The following is a 21175-nucleotide window of genomic DNA, read 5'->3' on the forward strand; positions in this document are numbered from 1 at the left end:
GCCGGGGCGGAAAATAGACAGGCTGCCACCAGGCTTCTTGGCAAAAATTGCAAGCAGCTAGGCTGCCCGGATGCCGCGTTGGGCCGCGACGAACTGCCGGGGCGTGATTCCGTAGGCTCGGCGGAAATGACGGTTCAGGGCGCTCTGATCGAAGAAGCCGGCCGCCACCGCTGCCTCGGCTATCGGCATGCCGGCGCGCAGATGCCGCAGCGCAACCCGCAACCGGATCTGCGTCAGATAGGCATGCGGCGTCAGGCCGGTTGCCCGGCGGAATTGCCGGATGAGCTGAAACGGACTCAAGCCAAGCGGCGCAGCCAGATCGTCCAGGGTCAGGCGCTCGGCATGGCGCTCTTCCATTACCGGGCGCAGCCGTTGCAGCAGATACCGATCGCCCGCCTCGGGCTCAGCCGCAGCCCGCCGGCTGCCATAGCGGCTGCACAGCACGGCAAAACCCTGCGCCAGCAATTCCTGCTGGCGCAGCCGGTCCTCACCCCGCTCCAAGGCGCGATGCAGATCGTGGAAGGCCGCGATCAGCTCCGGGTCGCGGAAGACATTCGCGGTGAAGTAAGCCGGGCGCGCCAAGCCAGCCAAGCGGGTGGCTTCGGCGATAGCCTGCTCCTCCATATATAAGGAGCGGTAGCGCCAGCGCGGGCTGCGCGCCATGCGGCCGGAATGCGGCTCATCGGGATTGAAGACGAGCAGAACATCTTCCCGGGCTTCCTCGGTCTGGCCCCGGCTGGTGAATTCGGCGCCGCCGGCTTCCGTCACCGCCACCACCAGCGCCTCGTGGCTGTGCGGGGCATAGTCATGGCAGGTGAAGTCGGCATGCAACAGGCTGAGACCGGCGGTATGCCGGTCCTGCCAGAACCGCGCGGCATTCTTCCGGGATGTCCGGGACAGATCCATCTCCTCCATCTCCATTCGCGCAGGATAAAGCCGGCTCCGCGACGGAGTCACCGGTTTGTCGCAGCGCGGCATCTCCCAGATCCGCAGCCTGCGGCCTTGCGCCGCGCCCGGTCCTGCCCTGTTCCGGGGGCCAATCGCTGGATTAGCCCCCGCCCGCCCTATATCCTTTAGCGATGCAATCGATTGTTCATACCCTGATACCGGTTTTCGCGGGCGCCACCTTCCTGGTGCTGTGCGTGGGCATCTTTGCACTGTTCCGGGGCGGCCGCTTCAACCGGTCCTATTCGAATCTGTTGATGCGCTGGCGCATCCTGCTGCAATTCATTGCCATCATCCTGATCGGCATAGCGGCTTTCGCCTTCCGGAACTGAGACTGCCTGATATGGTGAAACTGGATCGCATCTATACGCGCGGCGGCGACAAGGGCATGACCTCGCTCGGCAACGGCGAGCGGGTCCCCAAGCATGACCTGCGCGTGGAAGCCTATGGCGCCATCGACGAAGCCAATGCTGCGCTGGGCCTGGCCCGCCTGCATACGGCCGGAACCGATCTGGATGCCATGCTGTCGCGCATTCAGAATGACCTGTTCGATCTGGGCGCTGATCTTTCAACGCCGGAGGATGAAGAGGAAAGCCGCCGCCGGCCGGCTCTGCGGGTAGCCCAGGTCCAGGTCGACCGGCTGGAAGCCGAGATCGACGCCATGAATGCCCGGCTGGCGCCGCTGACCTCCTTCGTGCTGCCAGGCGGCAGTCCTGCCGCCGCCTATCTGCATCTGGCGCGAACCGTGGTGCGCCGGGCCGAGCGCCTGGTGACGGCACTGCAGGATGCCGAGCCGATCAATCCGGCTGCACTTGCCTATATCAACCGGCTTTCCGATCATCTTTTCGTGGCCGCCCGCCATGCCAACCAGGATGGCGCTGGCGACGTACTCTGGGTTCCGGGCCTCAACCGCGGGTAAGGTATCCGGCGCGGCGAGGCTTTCAGCCCGGCAAATTCTGCCGCCCGCATCCCGCCACTTCCTTCCCCCGGCAGAAGTTTCCGCGTTTACCGAAACCGGAAACATTCTGAAATCTCCTGAAATATCATTGCGTTACAATGTGACAGCGCCTCTGGCACGCGGCTTGCTCCAGTACGGGCAAATCGGTTCCAGCCAGGAGGCATGCTATGTCGATCAGTGGTGCAATGCAGACGGCGATCTCAGGCCTGAATGGCCAATCGACCGCCATTGGTTACATCTCGGACAACGTCGCGAATGCGAGCACCATCGGTTACAAGAAGGTGGAATCGCGTTTCCAGACGATGGTGACGCAGACCAGCGCGCAGGCGAACACCCACTCGCCGGGCGGCTCGATCAACCAGCCCTTCTTCTCCAACGCATCGCAGGGCGCGATCCAGCAGGTGAGCTCGACCACCTCGATTGCCCTGGTCGGCGGCGGCTTCATCCCGGTTTCGAAGAAGGCCGGTCAGGATCAGAATAGCGGCCTGCCGCTGTTCGAGACCACCAGCTATTACACCCGTGTCGGCGACTTCAACCAGAACAGCGATGGCTATCTGGTCAACTCGTCGGGCTACTTCCTGCGCGGCTGGCCGGTCGACCCGGCGACCGGCGTGGTCGACAGCTCGCATACCGAGGAAGTCCGCGTGTCCAACCTGCTGGACGCCCCGGTGGCGACCAACCTGGTGGATTACGCCGCAAACCTGCCGTCCAACATCACGGATCCGAACGGCGCCCTGCCGGCCACCCTGCCGCTCAGCTCGATCCAGATTTTCGACGCCCTGGGCAACGCGCGCACCCTCGATCTGAGCTGGACCCGGATTGGCACAAATCAGTGGGAACTCAACATCTCCGCCCCGGACGATATCGCCACCCCGGTGATCGGTCCGATCATTGTCGAGTTCGGCGGTCCGTTGGGCGGCGTTGGCGACCCCACCACGCCGGGTACGATCTCCAACATCGATGTCGGCGGCGCTGCGGGTACCATCACCGCGACTCCGGCCAACGCCGTGAACGACAATGCGGCGATGACCTTCGAGCTCGATTTCGGCAACGGCGTTCAGGCAGTTACGCTCGATCTGGGTTCCTATGGCAACTCCATCGGCACCACCCAGTATGCCGGCGATACGCTGACCTTGAACGACTTCAAGCAGAACGGCGTGCCGCAGGGCAACTTCAAGAGCCTGACCATCGACGAAGACGGCTTCGTCTCGGTCACCTTCGACAACGGCAACGTGAAGCAGTTCTACCAGATCCCGGTTGCCAAGTTCCGCGATCCGACCGAGCTGGACCGCGTCGCCGGCAACGCCTTCGTCGAAACCCCGAACTCCGGCGCAGCCGTGCTGTCGCAGTCGGGCACCAGCGGCGCCGGGGACTTCGTTTCGGCTGCCGTCGAGGGCTCGAACGTGGATATCGCGGAGGAGTTCTCCAAGCTGATCGTTGCGCAGCGCACCTACTCGGCCAATGCCCGCATCATCACGGCGTCGGACGAGCTGCTGCAGGAGACGATCAACATCCGCCGCTAACTTGAACTGATCGCCGGGCAGCGAATGCCCGGCGGTAGGACGCCGGCGGCACAGAAGGTGCCGCCGCTACCTGCAAAGGATCCGAGTCATGTCGTTGAGCGCTGCCCTAAACACTGCCGTTATCGGCCTTACTACGCTGCAACAACAGACCCGCATCGTTTCGGGCAACATCTCGAACGCGCAGAACGAGAACTACAGCCGCAAGATCGCCAATCTCACGACGCCGGTCGCCGATGGACTGCCGCAGGCAGCCCTGATCGCCAGCATCACCCGCGTCGTCGCGCCGGAGGTCCGCGCCGATCTCTACAAGCAGGCCGGCGAATACGGCAAAACATCCACGCAGCTGCAATACGCGCGCGATCTGGCCGAAATCCTGGACGCCACGGTCACCACTGGCGAACAGCCGACTCTCATGGCTTCCATGACCCGCTTCGAAAATGCCTGGAAGGCCTTGGAAGCGACGCCGGAAGACATGGAGCTGCGCAACCAGGTCATCTTGCGGGCCGAGGAACTGACCGCGGAAATCCGCCGGCTGTACAATACCCGCTCTACGCTTGAGACGCGGGCACGGCAGAATATCCAGGCCGACATCCAGACCATCAACGAAGCAGCCGCGGAAATTGCCAAGCTCAACACGCAGGTTGCGCTGCAGAAGGCGAGCGGCGGCATTACCGGCGATTTCGAAGATCTGCGCGACCAGCAGATCGCCAAGATCGCCGAGCGCGTCGGCATCCGCACGCTGACCAACGATCGCGGCGAGGTGTTCGTCTATACGAACGAAGGCGTGCAGATCGTCGGCAGCATCGCGCAGGAATTCACTTACGATCCGAGCACCGGCAATCTGACCGTGCGCGGCGGAACGCAGCCCCTGAACAGCGGCTTCAAGGGCGGCAGCATTCAGGCCTCGCTAGACTATATCGAGCCGATCACGCTGATCACACCTACGCCGGCGCCACCTGCTACCGCCGCCCAGGTTTCGAATATCAGCAGCGATCCGAATGTTCAGACGCTGGCGAAGTTCTTCAACCAGCTCGATGCCTTCGCGGCCAATCTGGTGCAGGTGGTAAACACGGCCTATGGCGGCAACTTCTTCAATACGCCGACGCCCGGGGCTGAAGGCGGCGACATCATGGTGGAAGAAACCGCTGCGACGCTGAATCCCGCCGCCGCAGGCGCCGTACAGCAGGCCATGCGCATGCCCGATGCCCTGCTGCGGGATTACGAAGTCAATCCAGATTATCTGCCCGCCGGCGGCCTGCCGGCTGGCCGCGTTCTCGATCCGAACGGCCTGAAGGTTGCAAACATCAATATCTTCGGCCTTGCAAGCGCGATCCTGTCCTATCACGCCCGCAATGCCGCGGATACCGAGGTCCGCATGGATACGGCCGAGCGCCAGCACCATGCTTTGGATCAGAAGCTGCGCAACCTGACCGGCGTCAACATCGACGACGAGCTGGCACAGCTGCAGCTTCTGACGACGAATTACGCGGCTTTGGCCAATGTCATGAACACGATCACAGAGATGTTCGACCAGCTGGTCAACATCGGGAGGTAAGCCATGGTAGCCGTCACCGGGTCCACCCAATACGCCCTGCAGCTAGACGTCACGCGCAATATCCGGCACCTGAATCTGCAACTCACCAAGCAGAACCAGCAGCTGGGCTCCGGCCGTTACGCCGACGGCCTGATCGGCGTGTCGCAGCGTGCCCTGGAGCTGAGCCAGCTCAAAGCCCAGCTCGGCACGGTAACCAACTACAAGTCGGCAGTGCAGACGGCGCAGAACCGCGTCGACATGTACGCCTTCACCATCGAGGAGATCATCGACATCGCCACCGAGGCGCAGGAAACGATGATCAAGAACCGCGACCCCTTCTTCGCGCGGACTGCTGCACCGCGCGAACAGGCGATGGTGATGCTGGACCGCATCGGCAACCTTCTGCAAACCAAGGACGGCAACCGCTTCCTGTTTGCCGGCATCAACTACACGGACAATCCGATCAACGGGCAGCTGTCGAATATCGGCGGCGGCGGCAACGTCTACCCGCCCGGCGCCGTTCCGGCAGCCTTCGTTCCGGTGACGGGGGCCGGCTCCTTCCCGGCCGGCGCTTATGCCAACGCCGCCGCCTTCTTCCTTAATCCGGCTCCCTCGGTACCGGGAACCTACGACGACTTCTTCAATACGGCCGGCACGACGCTGTATTCCGACGACAATGAACTGGTCAACTATGGCGTCTCGGCTGGTGAAATCGGCTTCCAGCGCGTCATCGATGCGATCATCCGCTTCCGGGACGCGACCGTCGATATCGATCTCGATCCAGCCGGCTACCAGGCCCGTGTGGACGATGCCTACGAGCAGCTCATGATCGGCATTGCCGAGATCAAGTCGATTGCGTCGCGCAACGGCTACAAGCAGCAGCAACTGAGGGAAATCCAGGAACGGCACGACCGCACGGTCGACGTCCTTAAGACCCGAATCGGCAGCATCGAGAATGCCGACATCGCGGAGGTTTCGGTGACCATCAAGAACCTGCAGACGGCATTGGAAGCCAGCTACGTGATCACGCGCGACTCCCTGCAGCTTTCGCTGGTGAACTATCTCCGATAACAGCGGATTCCGCTGAAATTCCGGGAGAAACGGCCGGCGGGCATCCCGCCGGCCGGTTGCGCTTGGCCGTGCATCCCCTATATTCCGGGGCCAAGACACAGGCTCGGCCATGCAGATCCAGCTCTACAACACGCTTACCCGCCAGAAGGAAGTTTTCGTGCCCCGCGACCCGCAACGGGTCACGATGTATGTCTGCGGCCCGACGGTCTACAATTTTGCCCATATCGGCAATGCACGGCCGGTGGTGGTATTCGATACGCTCTATCGCCTGCTGCAGCGCCAGTATCCGACGGTGGTCTATGTCCGCAACGTCACCGACGTGGACGACAAGATCAACGCCGCCGCCAAGGCCGAGGGCGTGCCGATCAGCACCATCACCGAGCGTTATCACGCAGTCTACAGCGCCGACATGGCGGCGCTGGGTGCCCTGCCGCCCGTCATCGAGCCAAAGGTGACGCAGCATATCCCGGCGATCATCAGCATGATCGAGCGGCTGATCGCCAATGGCCATGCCTATGCGGCCGAGGGCCATGTGCTGTTCAACGTGCCTTCGTTCAAGGATTACGGACAACTCTCCCGCCGCGACCGCGACGAAATGATTGCTGGCGCCCGCGTCGATGTGGCGCCCTACAAGCGCGATCCGGCCGATTTCGTGCTGTGGAAGCCTTCGCCGCCGGACCTGCCCGGCTGGGACAGCCCCTGGGGCCGCGGCCGTCCGGGCTGGCATATCGAATGCTCGGCCATGATCGAGAAGAATCTCGGCACCGAGACGATCGACATTCATGGCGGCGGCCATGACCTGATCTTCCCGCACCATGAAAACGAGATCGCGCAAAGCACCTGCGCCCATGGCGGCACGATGTTCTGCCGCTACTGGCTGCATAACGGCTTTGTGAATGTCGATGCCGAGAAGATGTCGAAATCGCTCGGCAACGTGCTGCTGGTGCATGACCTGCTGACAACAGCGCCCGGCGAAGCGATCCGCCTTGCCCTGCTGTCGGCGCATTATCGTCAGCCGCTGGACTGGACCGATGCGGGATTGCGCGATGCCAAGGCGCAGCTTGACCGCCTCTATCGCGCCCTGGACGGTCTGAAGGATGTGCGGGCCGCCGATACAGCGGCACCGGAAGCGTTCATGGCGGCGCTGGCGGATGATCTGAACACGCCGAAGGCCTTGTCGGAACTGCACCAGCTGGCCAATGCGGCCAACAAGGCGACCGATGCGGAAGAGCGCAGCCGCCTGAAGGGCGAACTGCTGGCGGCGGGCTGGCTGATGGGGCTGCTGCAGCAGGATCCGGCGACCTGGCTGAAAGGCGAAGTGGCCAAGGCCGATATCGATGTCAGCGAGATCGAAGCCCTGATCAAGGCGCGCAAGGAAGCCCGCGCCCGCAAGGACTGGGCGGAATCCGATCGCATCCGGAACGATCTGGCCGCGCGCGGTATCCTGTTGGAAGACAAGGCTGGCGAGACGACCTGGCGCGTCGCGTCGCAGGTGATGACATGAGCGAGAGCATCCAGGAAGTTCAGGACCAGATTGTCGAGGATTTCTCCGTCTTCGACGACTGGATGGACCGTTACCGGTTCCTGATCGATCTCGGCCGCAGCCTGCCGCCCTATCCGGAGCATCTCAAAACGGATGAGTGGCGGGTGAAGGGCTGCATCAACCGTGCCTGGCTGCATGGCGAGGCACGCGATGGCCGCGTGTATTACCAGGCCTGCAGCGAGTCGGAGATCGTGGCGGGCCTGATCGCGCTGCTGCTGAAGGTTTATTCCGGCCGCTCGCCGCAGGAGATCGTCGAAACCTCGCCCGATTTCCTGCAGCGCATCGGCGTGTGGGAGAACATTACCTCGAACCGGATCACCGGCCTGAACGGCATGATTGCGCTGATCCAGAATGTCGCGAAGGCGGAACTGAAGGCCGCCTAAGCCTGCTACCTTAAGCCGTCTTCTGGGCGCGGCCGGCTTCGATCTGATCGATAGCCTTCACCACGGCCTCAAAAGGCAGCATCACCGCGTTGTGCCGCGCCTTATGGTCGCGCACCGGCACCAGCACTTCCAGGTCGGTAAAGGCGCCACCTGCGAAATCGGCGCCCGGCGGCGGGCCGTTTTCCTTCAGCATGGCCCGCATGATCCGTGCCAGTTCGCGCAAGGTGGTTGTATCCTGGCCGACCACATGCTGCCCCAGGATGGACGCTGCCGCCTGGCCCAGGGCGCAGGCGCGTACCTGCTGGCCATAGCCGGTCACCCGCCCATCCGCCAGTTTAAGGTCGACCGTGATCCGGCTGCCGCAGAGCGGACTGTGATGCGTGACCGTGGCATCGGCATCCGGCAGACGCTCGGTCTGGCCGATATGTGCCGCAAAACCAAGAATTTTCTCGTTATAGAGGGCATTCAGCATGGGGGCTCCTGGCGGCTCCGCTTGATGCACAGGCCACCCGACGATATATAACGGCCCATCTTTCAAGAGCAATCCAGGAACTGCGGCCCGCCGCACGGTCCCGGCAGGAGAGTTTCATGTTCGCCAAGCGCATCAGCGTCGAGCAGGTTGAAGAAGGTAACGAACTGGCACCGAAATTCGACGCCGAAGGCCTGCTGCCCTGCGTCACCACCCAGGCCGATACCGGCGAAGTGCTGATGCTCGGCTATATGAATGCCGAGGCGCTGAAACGTACCATTGAGACCGGCGAGGCCCATTACTATAGCCGCAGCCGCAAAGTGCTTTGGCACAAGGGCGCGACTTCGGGCCTGGTGCAGAAGGTGGTCGAGATGCGCATCGACGACGACCAGGACGCTGTCTGGCTGCGCGTGCGCATTCCGGGCGATGCCTCCTGCCATGTCGGCTACCGCTCCTGCTTCTACCGCTCCGTGCCTGTTGGCAAAGCTGTCGGCGATCAGCCGGTGGAACTGGTCTTCGAGGAGAAGGAAAAGACCTTCGATCCGAAGGCCGTCTACGGCGACGCGCCCAATCCGACGATCCTCTGATCGGGGTCCGAATTCGGACCGCGAGCGGATTCCACGCCGTTCGCGCTAAAGCCCCAGGCTGCTATAGGGATAGAAGCGGACGATATCGCCGGGTTCCAGTTTAAGCAGGTCTTCCGGCAATTCGATCAATCCGTCGGTTCGCGTCAGCGAGGTGATTACGCCTGCACCGTCGACGGGATATTTCTCCGCCCGCCATCCCCCGGACTTGTCTTCGCATAGCGACACGCGCACCCATTCACGGCGGTCGCCCTTCTTCTTGTAGGAGAAACCTGACGCGACCGGAAAGCTGCGCAGTGCTTCCGGGCGCGCGCCGCCTAAACGCTGCAGCAGCGGCCGTGCGAAGAAGCAGAACGTCAGCAGCGCGGCGACCGGATTTCCAGGCAGGCCAAAGAACGGAACTTTCCCGATCTGCCCCAGCGCCACGGGACGGCCCGGCTTGATCGCCAGACGCCAGAAATGCAGCGTCCCACCGGCCGCCTCAATCGCCGCCTTGACATGGTCTTCATCGCCGGTCGACACGCCGCCCGAACTGACCACGGCATCATGGCGGCTCGCGGCGTCGGCAAATATCTTGATCAGATGATCGCGCGTATCGGGCTGAATCCCGAGATCGGTCACGTCGCAGCCGGCAGTGCGCAGCAACGCCGATAGCAGCGGACGATTGGCATCGTAAATGCCACCCTCCGGAAGCGGCGCGCCGGCATCGTGAACCTCGTCGCCAGTTGAGAGCAGCGCCACCTTCAGCGGCCTATGCACTGGCAGAGCGGCATAACCACTGGCAGCCGCCAGCGCGAGATCGGCCGCCGAAAGAATGCGGCCTTCGTCCAGCACGGTCTTGCCGGTTTCGATATCCTCACCAGCCAGACGGCGGTTCGCGCCGCGCTTGATGCCCGGGCGGATCACGACATGATCACCATCGAGGGTGCAATCTTCCTGCATCATGACGGTATCCGGACCGCCATTCGCCCCGCCCGGCATCACGGCACCCGTCAGGACGCGCACCGCCGTGCCGCGCGGCTGCGGACCGGGGAAAGGATGACCGGCGGCAGCGCGGCCGATCACCGGCAGCCGCGTCTCGGCATCCGGCGACAGATCGTCGAAATAAACCGCATATCCATCGACGGCCGAATTATCGCGCGGCGGCACCGACACCTTGGCCGCCAGCGCCTGCGCCAGGGCCCGCCCGTGGCACTCATTGAGCGGCAGGCTTTCAACCGCCGTGACCGGCACCAGCCGCTGCGCCAGATCTGCCAGCGCAACGTCCAGGCGGGTCAGGCTGCCGCCATGCGCGAAGCAATCGTCACTGAGCTGCGCCACGACGCGTCTTTTCCTCTGCTGCATCCAGGCCCATCCAGGCCAGGATGAATTCGGCAATCTGCTGCGGCCGGCTGGCATCAAGAACCGGCACGGGCAGTCCCGCAATCGGTCCGTCGCTGGCCACTGCGATGACATATGGATCGTCCGGCTGCAGCATCGGTTTGCCGACCGACTGGCGCCAGACCTCGATCTTGGGATGGGCTTCCTTCTTGAAGCCTTCAACCAGCACCAGATCGACCGGGGCAAGCCGCGCCAGCAGCTCATTCAAGCTCGGCTCCGGATCGCCGCGATGCTCATGCAGCAGTGCAAATCGCTTGGCTGAGCTGATCAGCACCTCGGTCGCGCCCGCCTCCCGGTGGCGATACGAATCCTTTCCCGGCTGATCCACATCGAATTCATGATGCGCATGCTTGATCGTCGAGATGCGCAGGCCATGGGCGGTCAGCAGCGGGATCAGATCCGTGAGCAGCGTGGTCTTGCCCGAGCCGCTCCAGCCAGCGATGCCAAGAACCTTCATGCCGGCTTTTTTCCTCCGGCATTCGTCTTGGGCAAATCGGCCGCAGGCGCCTCGCGCTCGGCGATGTAGTCGTCGGTGGTGCGCACCATCGGACGCGGCGGGCCGGCATAGGGATCGATCTGGCTTTCGCTCTGGGCAATGATGCGGCAGTCGGCACACATGCGCAGCCGCTCGATCATCTCGCTTTTACCGAACATCCAATGCTTGCCTTCAAGCTGCGCCACGATCCGCTCGATTGAGGATTTGGTGCCGAAGGCTTTGCCGCAGCGCACGCAATGGAACGGCTCTTCTTCCTTGATGAGCCGCGCAACGCTTGAAGCTTCGGTGAAATTCACACGCGGCTCCAGCGCGATCACCTTCTCCGGGCAGGTATTCTTGCACAGCCCGCATTGCACGCAGGCATCCTCGGTGAAAGTCAGACGCGGCCGGTCCGGATCGTCGGACAGTGCGCCGGTCGGACAGGCGGAGACGCAGGACAGACACAACGTGCAGCCGCCGACATCGATCCGGAGATTGCCGAAGGGCGCACCGGGCGGCAGCGCCACAGCATCCACCGGCTGAGGCGCCACCTTATGCAGATGGCGGAAGGCAAGACGCGCGAGATCGCGGCTGCGCCCCATCGGCAGATAGCTGGCATTACTCGGCCCGTCGCGCCGCGGCAGCGCGGCCAAGGCGGCGGCAAGCTGGTCGGGATCGTCGGTTTCGATCAGGCCAACCCGGCCGCCCTCGAAGCCCAGGCCGACCAGGATGCTTTCCGTCAACGCCATCTGCTGCGCCAGCCCGCCGAGATCGTCCTTGGCTTTGGCCGGCGCCAGAACACGCACATCCGCCACGCCATAGGCAAAGGCAGAAGCAAAGAAGGACACGCCGCATTCGCTGACAGCATGGACCGATAGCGGCAGCACCCGCGCCGGCAAACCATCGCCATAGCGCGCCAAGGCATCGATCAGCGGCGAGCCATGCTTGCCATTATGCACCAGCAGAACCGCTTGCCGGCCACCGGCTTCATGATAGGCCAGCAGCAATGCACGCAGTTGCTCGGTCAGCGTTGCGGCAGGCGGCAGGCGATAATCCGCCGCACCGGTCGGGCAGACTGCGCCGCAATTGCCGCAACCGCCGCAGATATAGGGATCGATCACGACATGATCGCCTGCCGGAGTGATGGCGCCGGTCGGGCAGATATCCAGGCAGCGGGTGCAGCCTGTCCTGCGCGAACGGGAATGTGCGCAAAGCTCGGCATGGAAATCGACATAGACAGGCTTTTCGAATTCGCCCACCAGCTCGGCAGCATCGAACAAGGCGCGCTGCACCGCCGCCGGATCGTTCGGATCGGGCCGCAGATAGCCATCACGCTTCTCATGCGCAGAGAAAAGCGGCGTGCCGCCGGTCAGGTCGATGATGATGTCGCATTTCGAGGTGGCGCCGTTGCGGGGCGGACCGAAGATCAGGCTTTGCCGCGATGACGGCAGCGGCAGGGCATAATCGTCGATCACCAGTTCGAATGCGCCGAGATGGCCGCGCGCGGCAGCGATGCGGCCCTGCACGATCGGGATATCCATCAGCGGCTGTCCGGGAATATCCTTCGGCCGATCGAGCATGATCGTCACATCCAGGCGGCTGCTGAGCTGGCGTGCCGCAGCGATGGCCCGCTCGTCGCGCCCATAGATCAGGGCAATCCCCTGCGATGTCATGGTCACGGCCGGCAGGCTGGCCGGCGGCATGGCGGCCGCGGCGATCAGAGCGGCGATCTTCGGCGTGGCTTCCGCAGCTTCGCTGGACCAGCCGGCGGTCTCGCGGATATTGACGTAGCTGACCGGCGTGGTGCTGCCGAGCTCTTCGCGCTGTTCCTCGAAGAGCGGACTTTCCTGCGTGCAGGCCACCGTCAGCGGCTGGCCGGCTTTCAGGGCGTCTTGAAAGCGTTTCAGCTCCGCCCGGCAGAGCTGCGTAGCGATGCCGTCCGGCCCGGCCGAGGCCGAAGCGCCGCACGCCTTGGCCAGGCCTTCGGCGTCCAAGGGCATGGTCTTTTCACAGTTGCAGACGAGGACGCGGCGGCCGTCCAATTGCATCACTATCCCACCCCGACATTGGGCAAAAATACTAGTTGGACTATAGTGTTGCGAGGACGTGAAAGCCAGCCGGAGGGGCCAAGTTGCGCGCCGTTGTGATGACCGCGATCATGTTGATCGCCGCTGCAGGCCCACTGGCTACAGGCGCATCGCATGCCCAATCCTCCGCAGAAGCGCTTGAGCCGCCAAGCCTGGAGCGGGGTGCCGAGCTTTGGGGCAAATGCCGCGCCTGCCACACCCTCGAACCCCAGGGCCGGCACATGGTCGGCCCGCGTCTGCACAATCTTTTCGGCCGCAAAGCCGGCAGCCTGCCCGATTACCGCTATTCCGAGGCGATGAAGCAGTCCGGGGTCGTCTGGACCGAGGAGACGCTGGACGCCTATCTCGCCGCGACCCAGGAATTCATGCCGGGCAGCAAGATGTATGGCGGGCTGGCCATCGCCCAGGACCGGGTCGATCTGATTGCCTGGCTGAAGCAGCAGGCTGGCAAGTAGCGCTTCTCCCACCCTCTGAAAATCGGCTATAATCGAACTTAATCAAACGGTTGTTAGGGGAAGCCCATGAAAGCCTTCATCGCCGGCATCGTCGCCGCCCTCGTGATCGCCATCGGCGCGGCTGTCATTCTGGAGAATATCAACCAGCCTGCCGAAATGGCCTTCACAACCCAGAGCGTCCGGGTGAGCGCGGAGAACCACCAGAACTGACGCCGGCGGCCATAAACCGGTCAGGGTTTCGGCGGCACCGGTTCGCCGGTTTCCAGCGACCAGACCTTGATCACCATGTCATAGCCGCCCGAGATGGCGCGCTTGCCATCGGGGCTGAAGGCGACCGCCCATACCGGCTTTTCATGGCCGGCGAATTGCCGGGCCTGACGGCCTTCGCGCAGATCCCATAGCCGCATCATCTTGTCGCCACCGCCCGACAGCGCATAGCGTCCATCCGGCGAAACGGCGATCGCGGTGATGAAGGCGCCATGCCCCGTCAGGCTGCCGATCTCTCGCCTCTCGACCAGATCCCAGCGCTTGATGGCGCCATCCGTGCTACCGGTCAGCGCCGTCTTGCCATCGGGCATGACGGCAACCGCATTCACGCTGGCTTCATGACCGGTCAGCACGGCCAGCTCCTTGCCGCTGGCGACATCCCACAGACGCACCGTCTGGTCGTAGCCGACGGTCACGAGCTGCTTGTCGGCCATGGCGAAGGCGATCTGCATCACATTGGCCTCATGGCCTTCGAAGCTGCGCACCGGTTTGCCCGTCGATAAATCCCACAGCTTGGCAGTGCGGTCCCAGCTTGCCGATGCCAGCCAGCGGCCATCCCGGCTCAGCGCCAGACCGGCGATGTTGTTCACATGGCCGGTAAGACGGGCGGTCTCCTTGCCGGTAACAAGATCCCAGCGGATGATGGTGTGATCCCAGCTTCCCGACAGCGCGGTTTTGCCGTCCGGCAGAAACAGCACGGCGTTGACGCTGGCGGTATGGCCGTCGAGAACTTTCAGCTCCGTCTGCCTGGCGATATCCCATAGCCGGACAGTGTAATCCCAGCTGGCGGAGAGCAGCTGACGCCCATCGGGGGAGACGGCCACGCCATTCACCATGGCCCCGTGTCCCAGCATGTCGGCCTGGACCTGGGGGCTGGCAGCGGCGGCAGACAACCCCAGTATCAGCATCCCCAGTTTCAGAACTGAGGCGGCCAGCCGTCCGCCCATGGCATCCTCCATCAGACAGGCCTCAATCTCATGCCGCATCTTGCCCCTTCGCAGCCGCAGCGCAACCAAATCCCGGCTGGAAGCGTTGTCAAATTCTGGCCATCTGGTAATGGCAGGGAGGTTTATTCCAGCAGCCGGCACCCTAACTCTGTCGGCGTCCCCTGACGATCAACAACAACACAGGAGCAGGAGAATGAGTGCCCCATTCCAACTGAAACCCCTTCCCTTTGCAGAGGACGCGCTCAGCCCGGTCATCAACGCGCAGACCCTGGGCTTTCACCATGGCAAGCACCATGCAACCTATGTGAACACCCTGAACAAGCTGCTGGAAAATGATCCGCTGAAGGACAGCAGCCTGGAGGAGATCGTCAAGGCGGCCCATGGCAAGCCGGAGAAGCAGGCGCTTTTCAACAATGCCGGCCAGGTCTGGAACCATGACTTCTACTGGAACAGCCTGCGTCCCAATGGCGGCGGCAAGCCGACCGGCAAGATCGGCGATCTGATCAAGGACAGCTTCGGCGATTACGACAAGTTCAAGAGCGAATTTGCCAACGCGGCCGTGACGCAGTTCGGCTCGGGCTGGGCCTGGCTGTGCGCCGAAGGCAACAAGCTCACCATCCGCAAGACGCCGAATGCGGAAAGCCCGCTGCATATGCCCGGCGTGAAGGCGCTGCTGACCATCGACGTGTGGGAGCATGCCTATTATCTGGATTACCAGAACCGTCGCGTCGATTACGCCAATGCGGTGATCGACAAGCTGCTGAACTGGGAATTTGCGGAAAAGAACCTGGGCTGAGCGGCACGCTCATTCATAGGATCAAAAAAGAGGGCGGTGGAAAAATCCACCGCCCTTTTCATTTGTGTTCCTGTCTGCGTCAGATGCGCCTTTGATCAGTCGTCGCCGGCGCCGCGGGCACGGACCTCCTGCACCCAAAGGCTGTGGTGCTCCTTGGCCCAGTTCAGGTCCACCTTGCCCGATCCCATGGCATCGAACGCGCCTTCCATGCCGATCGAGCCGATGTAGATATGGGCCAGGATGATCGCCACCATCACCACGCCGGCGACGGCATGCACCAGCTGCGCGAGCTGCATGCCGGCGATATCGGTGACGTAGAAGGGGAACATCAGTATATAGCCGCTGACCGCCAGGGTCAGGGCGCCGATGACAACGAACCAGAAGATGACCTTCTGGCCGGCGTTGAACTTGCCGGCAGGCGGATGAACGCCCTTCTGCAGCAATCCGCCGCCCTGCTTGATCCAGGTGATGTCGATGGCATTGGGAAGATTGTGACGGATCCACAGGATCGCCATCAGCAGCACGCCGAGTACGAAGGGGAAGCTGAGGAAGTTATGCGCCAGCTTGCCGAAGGTGGTCAGCGAGGCGAAGGCTTCCGGTCCGATGATCGGCAGCACCACGGCGCGGCCGAACGACAGGTTCAGGCCGCTCAGCCCCAGAACGATGAAGCAGATCGCCGTCAGCCAATGGGCAAAACGCTCAGTGCCATTGAAGCGCTCGATGGTGCGGCCCGCAGGTCCGCTATCGATCTTGATGCGGCCTCGGATTGCCAGGAAGGCGGCCAGAACAACCACCGTCACAAGCAGCAGCCAGCCGCCGAAGGACTTCACCGGTCCTTCCAGCGTCTCGCGCCATTCCCGGCCCTGCGGCTGGATCAGCACGCTCGACTTGACATCGGGGATCGACACGCGGCCGGTGACCGGGCCGCCCTTGAGCTGCTGCAGCAGCGCAGCCTCGTCGGCCGGCACCTGCTGGGCGGCGGCCGGCTGCGGCGCGGCGAAAGCGATCATCACGCCGAGCGCCAAGACCGCCCAGATCGTGCGCTTGAGATGAAATAGGCGCATTTCCTTCCCTCCTCGCTGCGATCAGACCGAGCTGCCGGTCTTATAGGCGGTGGCCCAGCCCCAGGCGCCAGAGCCGTAACCACGGCGGGTGACGCGCTCCTTGTAAATCTGCGCGATCACGTCGCCGTCGCCGGCCAGCAGCGCCTTGGTCGAGCACATCTCGGCGCAGAGCGGCAGCTTGCCTTCGGCAAGACGGTTGGCGCCGTACTTGAGATACTCTTCCTTGGTGTTGTCGGCCTCGGGGCCGCCGGCACAGAAGGTGCACTTGTCCATCTTGCCGCGGCTGCCGAAATTGCCGACCTGCGGATATTGCGGCGCGCCGAACGGGCAGGCGTAGAAGCAATAGCCGCAGCCGATGCACAGGTCCTTGGAATGCAGGACCACGCCTTCCTCGGTCTTGTAGAAGCAGTCGACCGGGCAGACCGCCATGCAGGGCGCGTCTTCGCAATGCATGCAGGCCATCGAGATCGAGCGTTCGCCCTTGGCGCCGTCATTCAGCGTGACCACGCGGCGGCGGTTGATGCCCCAGGGCACCTCATGCTCGTTCTTGCAGGCAGTGACGCAAGCGTTGCACTCGATGCAGCGCTCGGAGTCGCAGAGAAATTTCATACGAGCCATTGTTCTATCTCCTTAGCCGCCGCCTACGCCGCCTCGATGCGGCAGATGGTGGCCTTATTCTCATGCATATGGGTGACCGGGTCGTAGCCGTAGGTGGTCACACCATTGACTGACTCGCCGAGCACGATCGGGTCGGTGCCGGGCGGATAGTTCTTGCGCTGATCCACGCCCTGCCAGAAGCCCGAGAAGTGGAACGGCATGAAGGCCACGCCCTTGGCCACGCGCGGCGTGACCAGCGCCTTGACCTTGGCCTTGGCGTTGTTTTCCGGACCGTAGACCCAGACATCCTGGCCTTCCTTGATGCCAAGGCGGGCCGCGTCGTCGGGGTTGATCTCAACGAACATGTTCTGCTGCAGCTCGGCCAGCCACTTGTTCGAGCGGGTTTCCTCGCCGCCGCCTTCGTATTCCACCAGACGGCCCGAGGTCAGGATCATCGGGAAATCCTTCGACAGATCCTTGTCCTGGATGCTCTTGCCGAGATGCGGCAGGCGGTAGTCGCGGCGGTCGGCCATGGCCGGGTACTTCGCGACCAGGTCGCGGCGCACCGTGTAGATCGGCTCACGATGGACCGGGATCGGGTCTGGCAGGCCGAAGGCATTGGCGCGCGCCTTGGCATTGCCCATGGCCTGAACGCCATGCTCCATGCAGACGCGGATGATGCCGCAGCTCAGGTCGATAGCCCAGCTCACCGCATCGGGGTTGTTGCCGCCGATCTTCTCGATCGTCGCGCGCTCTGCCTCGGTAAGCTCCTTGTCCCAGCCCATCTTCTTGAGCAGGCCATAAGTGAACTCCGGATGGCCATCCTGGATTTCGGAGCCGACCGGATAGGAGCCTTCGGCCAGCAGCGACACGCCATCCTTCTCCACGCCGAAGCGGGCACGGAAAGCGCCGCCGCCTTCCTTCACCGGCAGGTTGGTGTTGTAGAGCACATGGGTGCCCGGATGCTTCATCTCGGGCGTGCCCCAGCACGGCCAGGGCAGGCCATAGAACTCGCCCTTCAGCGGGCCCTTGGTGGCGCGCAGGGTGACGACGTCGAAATCGGCCTGATGCGCCATATGCGCCTTCAGGCGCTCCGGCGACTGGCCGGAATAGCCGATCGAGACTGTGCCGAGATTGATCTCGCGCAGAATGTCCTCGACATTCGGCTCCTCGCCTTCGTCGATCTTGATGTTCTTGAACATCTCCTTCTCGAAGCCGAGCTTCTTGGCGAACTGGTACAGGATCCAGTGATCCGGCTTCGATTCGAAGATCGGCTTGACGATCTGCTCGCCCCATTGCAGCGAACGGTTCGACGCCGTGCGCGAGCCACGGGTTTCAAGCTGCGTGCAGGCCGGCAGCAGATAGGTGCCATTCTTGCGGTCCGGCAAAGCAGCGGCCGTGGTCGGATGCGGATCGACCACCACCAGCAGCTCCACCTTCTCCATGCCGGTCTTCATTTCCGGCATGCGCGGGACAGTGTTGCCGCCATGGCCCCAGAAGAACATCGCCTTGACGTTGTCCTTCTGCTCCAGGTCCTTCTTGTCGACCAGGACCGCGTCGAACCAGCGGGTCGAGGGAATGCCCTTGGTCTCCATCATCTTCTTCGACTCGAACCGGCTCTGCATCCAGTTGTAGTCGACGTCCCAGACGCGGCACCAATGCTTCCAGGCGCCTTCCGTCAGGCCGTAATAGGCCGGCAAGGTGGTGACATCGAGGCCAAGATCGGTGCAGCCCTGCACGTTGCAGTGACCGCGGAAGATGTTGGCGCCGCCGCCTTCCACGCCGATATTGCCAAGCGCGAGCTGCAGGATCGACAGCGCGCGCACATTGGCGGTGCCGACGGTGTGCTGCGTCACGCCCATGCACCAGATCAGGGTGCCCGGACGGTTTTTCGCCATCGTCTCGGCCACGCGGCGCATCTGCTCGCCCGGAACGCCGGTGACGCGCTCGACCTCGTCGGGCGTCCACTTGGCGACTTCCTTGCGCACATCGTCCATGCCGTAGACGCGCTGGCGGATATATTCCTTATCCTCCCAGCCATTCTCGAAGATGTGCCACAGCAGGCCCCAGATCACCGGGATATCCGTGCCGGGCCGGATGCGCACGTATTCGGTGGCATGGGCGGCAGTGCGGGTGAAGCGCGGATCGATCACGATCAGCGGCGCCTTGTTCTTCTCCTTGCCGCGCAGAACATGCTGCAGCGACACCGGATGCGCCTCGGCGGGGTTGCCGCCCATGATCACGATGCACTTGGAATTGTGGATGTCGTTATAGGAGTTGGTCATCGCGCCGTAGCCCCAGGTATTGGCTACGCCGGCGACCGTGGTCGAATGGCAGATACGCGCCTGGTGATCGATGTTGTTGGTGCCCCAGAAGGCCGCGAACTTGCGGAACAGATAGCCGCCTTCGTTGGAGAACTTCGCCGACCCCAGCCAGTAAACCGATTCAGGGCCCGACTTCTCGCGAATCTCAAGCAGCTTGTTGCCGATCTCGTCGATCGCCTGATCCCAGGTGATGCGGGTCCATTTCCCGTCCACCAGCTTCATCGGGTATTTCAGGCGGCGGTCGCCATGCGTCAGTTCGCGGATCGAAGCGCCCTTGGCGCAGTGAGTGCCCAGATTGATCGGGCTGTCCCAGCTCGGCTCCTGACCGACCCACACGCCATTCTCGACCTCGGCCGTGACGGTGCAGCCGACCGAGCAGTGGGTGCAGATATTCTTGCGCTTGACGATGTTGCTGCCGGCCGACGGTGCCGCCTTCGCCGGCTTCACCATCGCAGGCGTCAGCGCGGAAACCGCAGCCAGGCCGCCTGCTGCAAGGCCAGAGGCCTTGAGGAAGCCGCGGCGATCCATCGTCTGCAGGGTGGCGCCGGCAAGAATGCCGCTCAGTTTGCCTTTGACTGGCGCGGCGCTGGCCGAGGAGCTCTTCTTGATCAACATGGAAACGTCTCCGTCTTCGACTGGGCGCGGCTCAGAGCCGGTTGGTTTCGTAGTAGCGCTTCACGTGCTCGGTTTCGCGATAGCGCTGCTTCTTACGGGTCTCGGCATTCTCAGCCGCCTCCACCTTGGCCGGAGCGGCAACGGTCGCCACTGCGCCTGCCGCCGCGCCCAAACTGGCGGCGCGCAGGAAATCGCGACGTCCGATCTTGTCTTGCTTCTGGTCCATGATGGGTCCTCCGTAATCGCTGCGCCCGGCTATGCCGCGAGCGCGAATGCCTGTCGTTCAATGGTGACGAAGATGCGGCCGATCATGCCGAGCGGCTGATACAGTTTTGCGCTCGGCGCCTGCTCAAGATCGGCAAAGAAGCGTTCCGCCCATGGCGCGATGTGCTGTCCGAAAAAGCGCTCCTGGGTCGCCAGTTCGGCCGGACCGCGCGTCTCGTCGCCACGGATCAGCAGCGCCATCAGCTCGCAGAGCGCGCCCATATGATCTTCCGGCTCATACACGCCATCGGCGCGGGCAAAGCCGAGCTTCAGCATGTCGGCGCGCAGCTTGGCCAGCGGCCGCTCGTACAAAAAGCCGGTGCGATAATAGGAGGCATAAGGAACGATCTCGCCGCGCGGCAGGCCGATGAACAGCACATCGTATTCATCCTGCGCCCGCTCCAGCGACGTATTGCGCGCCCGTTCGGCAAGCTGAGCCAGAGCCTGCCCCAGCGGCGTCTCATCGCCCTTGAGCTGCGCCAGGGCGGTCAGCAGCGCGCTGTCAGGGCGCCGCGCCAGGCAGCGGCCCAGCAAGGCATAGATATGCGCACGCCACAGATCCTCTTCGGGAATGGCGGGAGCAGCATCCGTAGCCTGAGGATCAGGGTAGAGGTCGGGGCGCAGGTCATGCCGCCTCACCTGCCCGCCGGTCGCCTTTTCGATGGCCAGCACATACTCGCCGGGAACACGGCCAGCCTTGTTCAGCCAATGCCAGACATTGGCCTGTTTCACGCCCAATAGCCGTGCCAACTGGGTCTGGCCGCCGACGATGGCGATGGCTTTCGTCAATGCTTCGGTCACTGGGTCCTTTCCCCCGGTCTTCCCCGGTGGAGGGAACTCTACAAATTTCTTTGTAACGGAACAACGGTTAACGGGTGTAAGTGACTGATTTGT

At 63.2% G+C, this 21175-nt stretch carries 22 protein-coding genes and 1 pseudogene; 11 read left to right on the forward strand and 12 right to left on the reverse strand.

Annotated elements, in window-relative coordinates:
- Window positions 1–57: 57 nt before the first annotated feature.
- Window positions 58–906: an AraC family transcriptional regulator gene (locus Q0603_RS11360; RefSeq protein ID WP_298725671.1), complete on the reverse strand. Its 849-nt coding sequence runs from the start codon at window positions 904–906 to the stop codon at window positions 58–60.
- Between the two features lie 173 nt (window positions 907–1079).
- Between Q0603_RS11360 and Q0603_RS11365 the strand changes: the two genes are divergently transcribed.
- The 7 genes from Q0603_RS11365 (at window position 1080) to Q0603_RS11395 (ending at window position 7957) form a co-directional block, all read left to right on the forward strand.
- Window positions 1080–1277 carry a twin transmembrane helix small protein gene (locus Q0603_RS11365; RefSeq protein WP_298725673.1) on the forward strand — a complete coding sequence of 66 codons (198 nt, stop codon included), beginning with the start codon at window positions 1080–1082 and terminating at the stop codon, window positions 1275–1277.
- 11 nt (window positions 1278–1288) lie between these two features.
- A complete protein-coding gene (locus tag Q0603_RS11370) occupies window positions 1289–1864 on the forward strand; it encodes a cob(I)yrinic acid a,c-diamide adenosyltransferase (RefSeq protein ID WP_298725675.1) in 576 nt (191 codons plus the stop codon).
- A 206-nt stretch (window positions 1865–2070) separates the two neighbouring features.
- The gene (locus Q0603_RS11375; protein ID WP_298725677.1) at window positions 2071–3426 is read left to right on the forward strand and encodes a flagellar hook protein FlgE; all 1356 of its coding nucleotides are present in this window, start codon (window positions 2071–2073) and stop codon (window positions 3424–3426) included.
- A gap of 88 nt (window positions 3427–3514) precedes the next feature.
- The gene (flgK, locus tag Q0603_RS11380; protein ID WP_298725679.1) at window positions 3515–4981 is read left to right on the forward strand and encodes a flagellar hook-associated protein FlgK; all 1467 of its coding nucleotides are present in this window, start codon (window positions 3515–3517) and stop codon (window positions 4979–4981) included.
- A 3-nt stretch (window positions 4982–4984) separates the two neighbouring features.
- Window positions 4985–6031, forward strand: a complete 1047-nt coding sequence (locus Q0603_RS11385; RefSeq protein WP_298725681.1) for a flagellin — start codon at window positions 4985–4987, stop codon at window positions 6029–6031.
- A 109-nt stretch (window positions 6032–6140) separates the two neighbouring features.
- Window positions 6141–7535: a cysteine--tRNA ligase gene (gene cysS / locus Q0603_RS11390; protein WP_298725683.1), complete on the forward strand. Its 1395-nt coding sequence runs from the start codon at window positions 6141–6143 to the stop codon at window positions 7533–7535.
- The gene (locus Q0603_RS11395) at window positions 7532–7957 is read left to right on the forward strand and encodes a SufE family protein (RefSeq protein ID WP_298725684.1); all 426 of its coding nucleotides are present in this window, start codon (window positions 7532–7534) and stop codon (window positions 7955–7957) included. Before cysS ends, Q0603_RS11395 begins: the two co-directional genes overlap by 4 nt.
- Before the next feature lie 10 nt (window positions 7958–7967).
- Here the strand turns inward: Q0603_RS11395 and Q0603_RS11400 are convergent, their stop codons facing one another.
- Window positions 7968–8429, reverse strand: coding sequence for an iron-sulfur cluster assembly scaffold protein (locus Q0603_RS11400; protein WP_298725686.1), 462 nt, complete (start codon window positions 8427–8429; stop codon window positions 7968–7970).
- Window positions 8430–8545: 116 nt separating this feature from the next.
- On the opposite strand from Q0603_RS11400, the gene hisI reads away from it, so the two are divergent.
- Complete coding sequence (gene hisI, locus Q0603_RS11405; protein ID WP_298725688.1) at window positions 8546–9013, forward strand: phosphoribosyl-AMP cyclohydrolase; 468 nt, start codon at window positions 8546–8548, stop codon at window positions 9011–9013.
- A 45-nt stretch (window positions 9014–9058) separates the two neighbouring features.
- Here the strand turns inward: hisI and glp are convergent, their stop codons facing one another.
- From glp to Q0603_RS11420, 3 genes are read right to left on the reverse strand one after another with little or no spacing between them, the layout of a single operon-like run.
- Complete coding sequence (gene glp / locus Q0603_RS11410; protein ID WP_298725690.1) at window positions 9059–10354, reverse strand: gephyrin-like molybdotransferase Glp; 1296 nt, start codon at window positions 10352–10354, stop codon at window positions 9059–9061.
- On the reverse strand, window positions 10314–10847 hold the full coding sequence (gene mobB, locus Q0603_RS11415; RefSeq protein ID WP_298725692.1) for a molybdopterin-guanine dinucleotide biosynthesis protein B: 534 nt from the start codon (window positions 10845–10847) through the stop codon (window positions 10314–10316). Before mobB ends, glp begins: the two co-directional genes overlap by 41 nt.
- On the reverse strand, window positions 10844–12865 hold the full coding sequence (locus tag Q0603_RS11420) for a 4Fe-4S binding protein (RefSeq protein ID WP_298725694.1): 2022 nt from the start codon (window positions 12863–12865) through the stop codon (window positions 10844–10846). Before Q0603_RS11420 ends, mobB begins: the two co-directional genes overlap by 4 nt.
- 131 nt (window positions 12866–12996) lie before the next feature.
- Here Q0603_RS11420 and Q0603_RS11425 point away from each other — a divergent pair, with 131 nt between their 5' ends.
- A complete protein-coding gene (locus Q0603_RS11425) occupies window positions 12997–13407 on the forward strand; it encodes a cytochrome c family protein (RefSeq protein WP_298725696.1) in 411 nt (136 codons plus the stop codon).
- Window positions 13408–13473: 66 nt separating this feature from the next.
- Window positions 13474–13617, forward strand: a complete 144-nt coding sequence (locus tag Q0603_RS11430; RefSeq protein ID WP_298725699.1) for a hypothetical protein — start codon at window positions 13474–13476, stop codon at window positions 13615–13617.
- A gap of 20 nt (window positions 13618–13637) precedes the next feature.
- Here Q0603_RS11430 and Q0603_RS11435 read toward each other — a convergent pair whose 3' ends face one another.
- Entirely contained in the window at window positions 13638–14660 is a 1023-nt protein-coding gene (locus tag Q0603_RS11435; protein WP_298725700.1) for a WD40 repeat domain-containing protein, read from the reverse strand.
- Between the two features lie 154 nt (window positions 14661–14814).
- On the opposite strand from Q0603_RS11435, the gene Q0603_RS11440 reads away from it, so the two are divergent.
- Window positions 14815–15417 (forward strand): superoxide dismutase, encoded by a 603-nt coding sequence (locus tag Q0603_RS11440; RefSeq protein ID WP_298725702.1) that lies wholly within the window; start codon window positions 14815–14817, stop codon window positions 15415–15417.
- 95 nt (window positions 15418–15512) lie between these two features.
- Here the strand turns inward: Q0603_RS11440 and Q0603_RS11445 are convergent, their stop codons facing one another.
- The 6 genes and pseudogenes from Q0603_RS11445 to Q0603_RS11470 form a co-directional block, all read right to left on the reverse strand.
- Window positions 15513–16481, reverse strand: coding sequence for a formate dehydrogenase subunit gamma (locus Q0603_RS11445; RefSeq protein WP_298725704.1), 969 nt, complete (start codon window positions 16479–16481; stop codon window positions 15513–15515).
- Window positions 16482–16502: 21 nt separating this feature from the next.
- Window positions 16503–17099, reverse strand: a complete 597-nt coding sequence (gene fdh3B / locus Q0603_RS11450; RefSeq protein WP_298725706.1) for a formate dehydrogenase FDH3 subunit beta — start codon at window positions 17097–17099, stop codon at window positions 16503–16505.
- A 23-nt stretch (window positions 17100–17122) separates the two neighbouring features.
- Window positions 17123–20017, reverse strand: a complete 2895-nt coding sequence (locus Q0603_RS11455; RefSeq protein WP_298725708.1) for a molybdopterin-dependent oxidoreductase — start codon at window positions 20015–20017, stop codon at window positions 17123–17125.
- 31 nt (window positions 20018–20048) lie between these two features.
- Window positions 20049–20243 carry a twin-arginine translocation signal domain-containing protein gene (locus Q0603_RS11460; RefSeq protein ID WP_298725710.1) on the reverse strand — a complete coding sequence of 65 codons (195 nt, stop codon included), beginning with the start codon at window positions 20241–20243 and terminating at the stop codon, window positions 20049–20051.
- Window positions 20244–20272: 29 nt separating this feature from the next.
- Complete coding sequence (locus Q0603_RS11465) at window positions 20273–20815, reverse strand: molecular chaperone TorD family protein (protein WP_366132618.1); 543 nt, start codon at window positions 20813–20815, stop codon at window positions 20273–20275.
- 66 nt (window positions 20816–20881) lie between these two features.
- Window positions 20882–21082, reverse strand: a pseudogene (locus tag Q0603_RS11470) (helix-turn-helix domain-containing protein); the annotation flags it as partial.
- Window positions 21083–21175: the final 93 nt, after the last annotated feature.

Source organism: uncultured Ferrovibrio sp. (genome assembly GCF_937960835.1).
Taxonomy (GTDB): Bacteria; Pseudomonadota; Alphaproteobacteria; order Ferrovibrionales; family Ferrovibrionaceae; genus Ferrovibrio.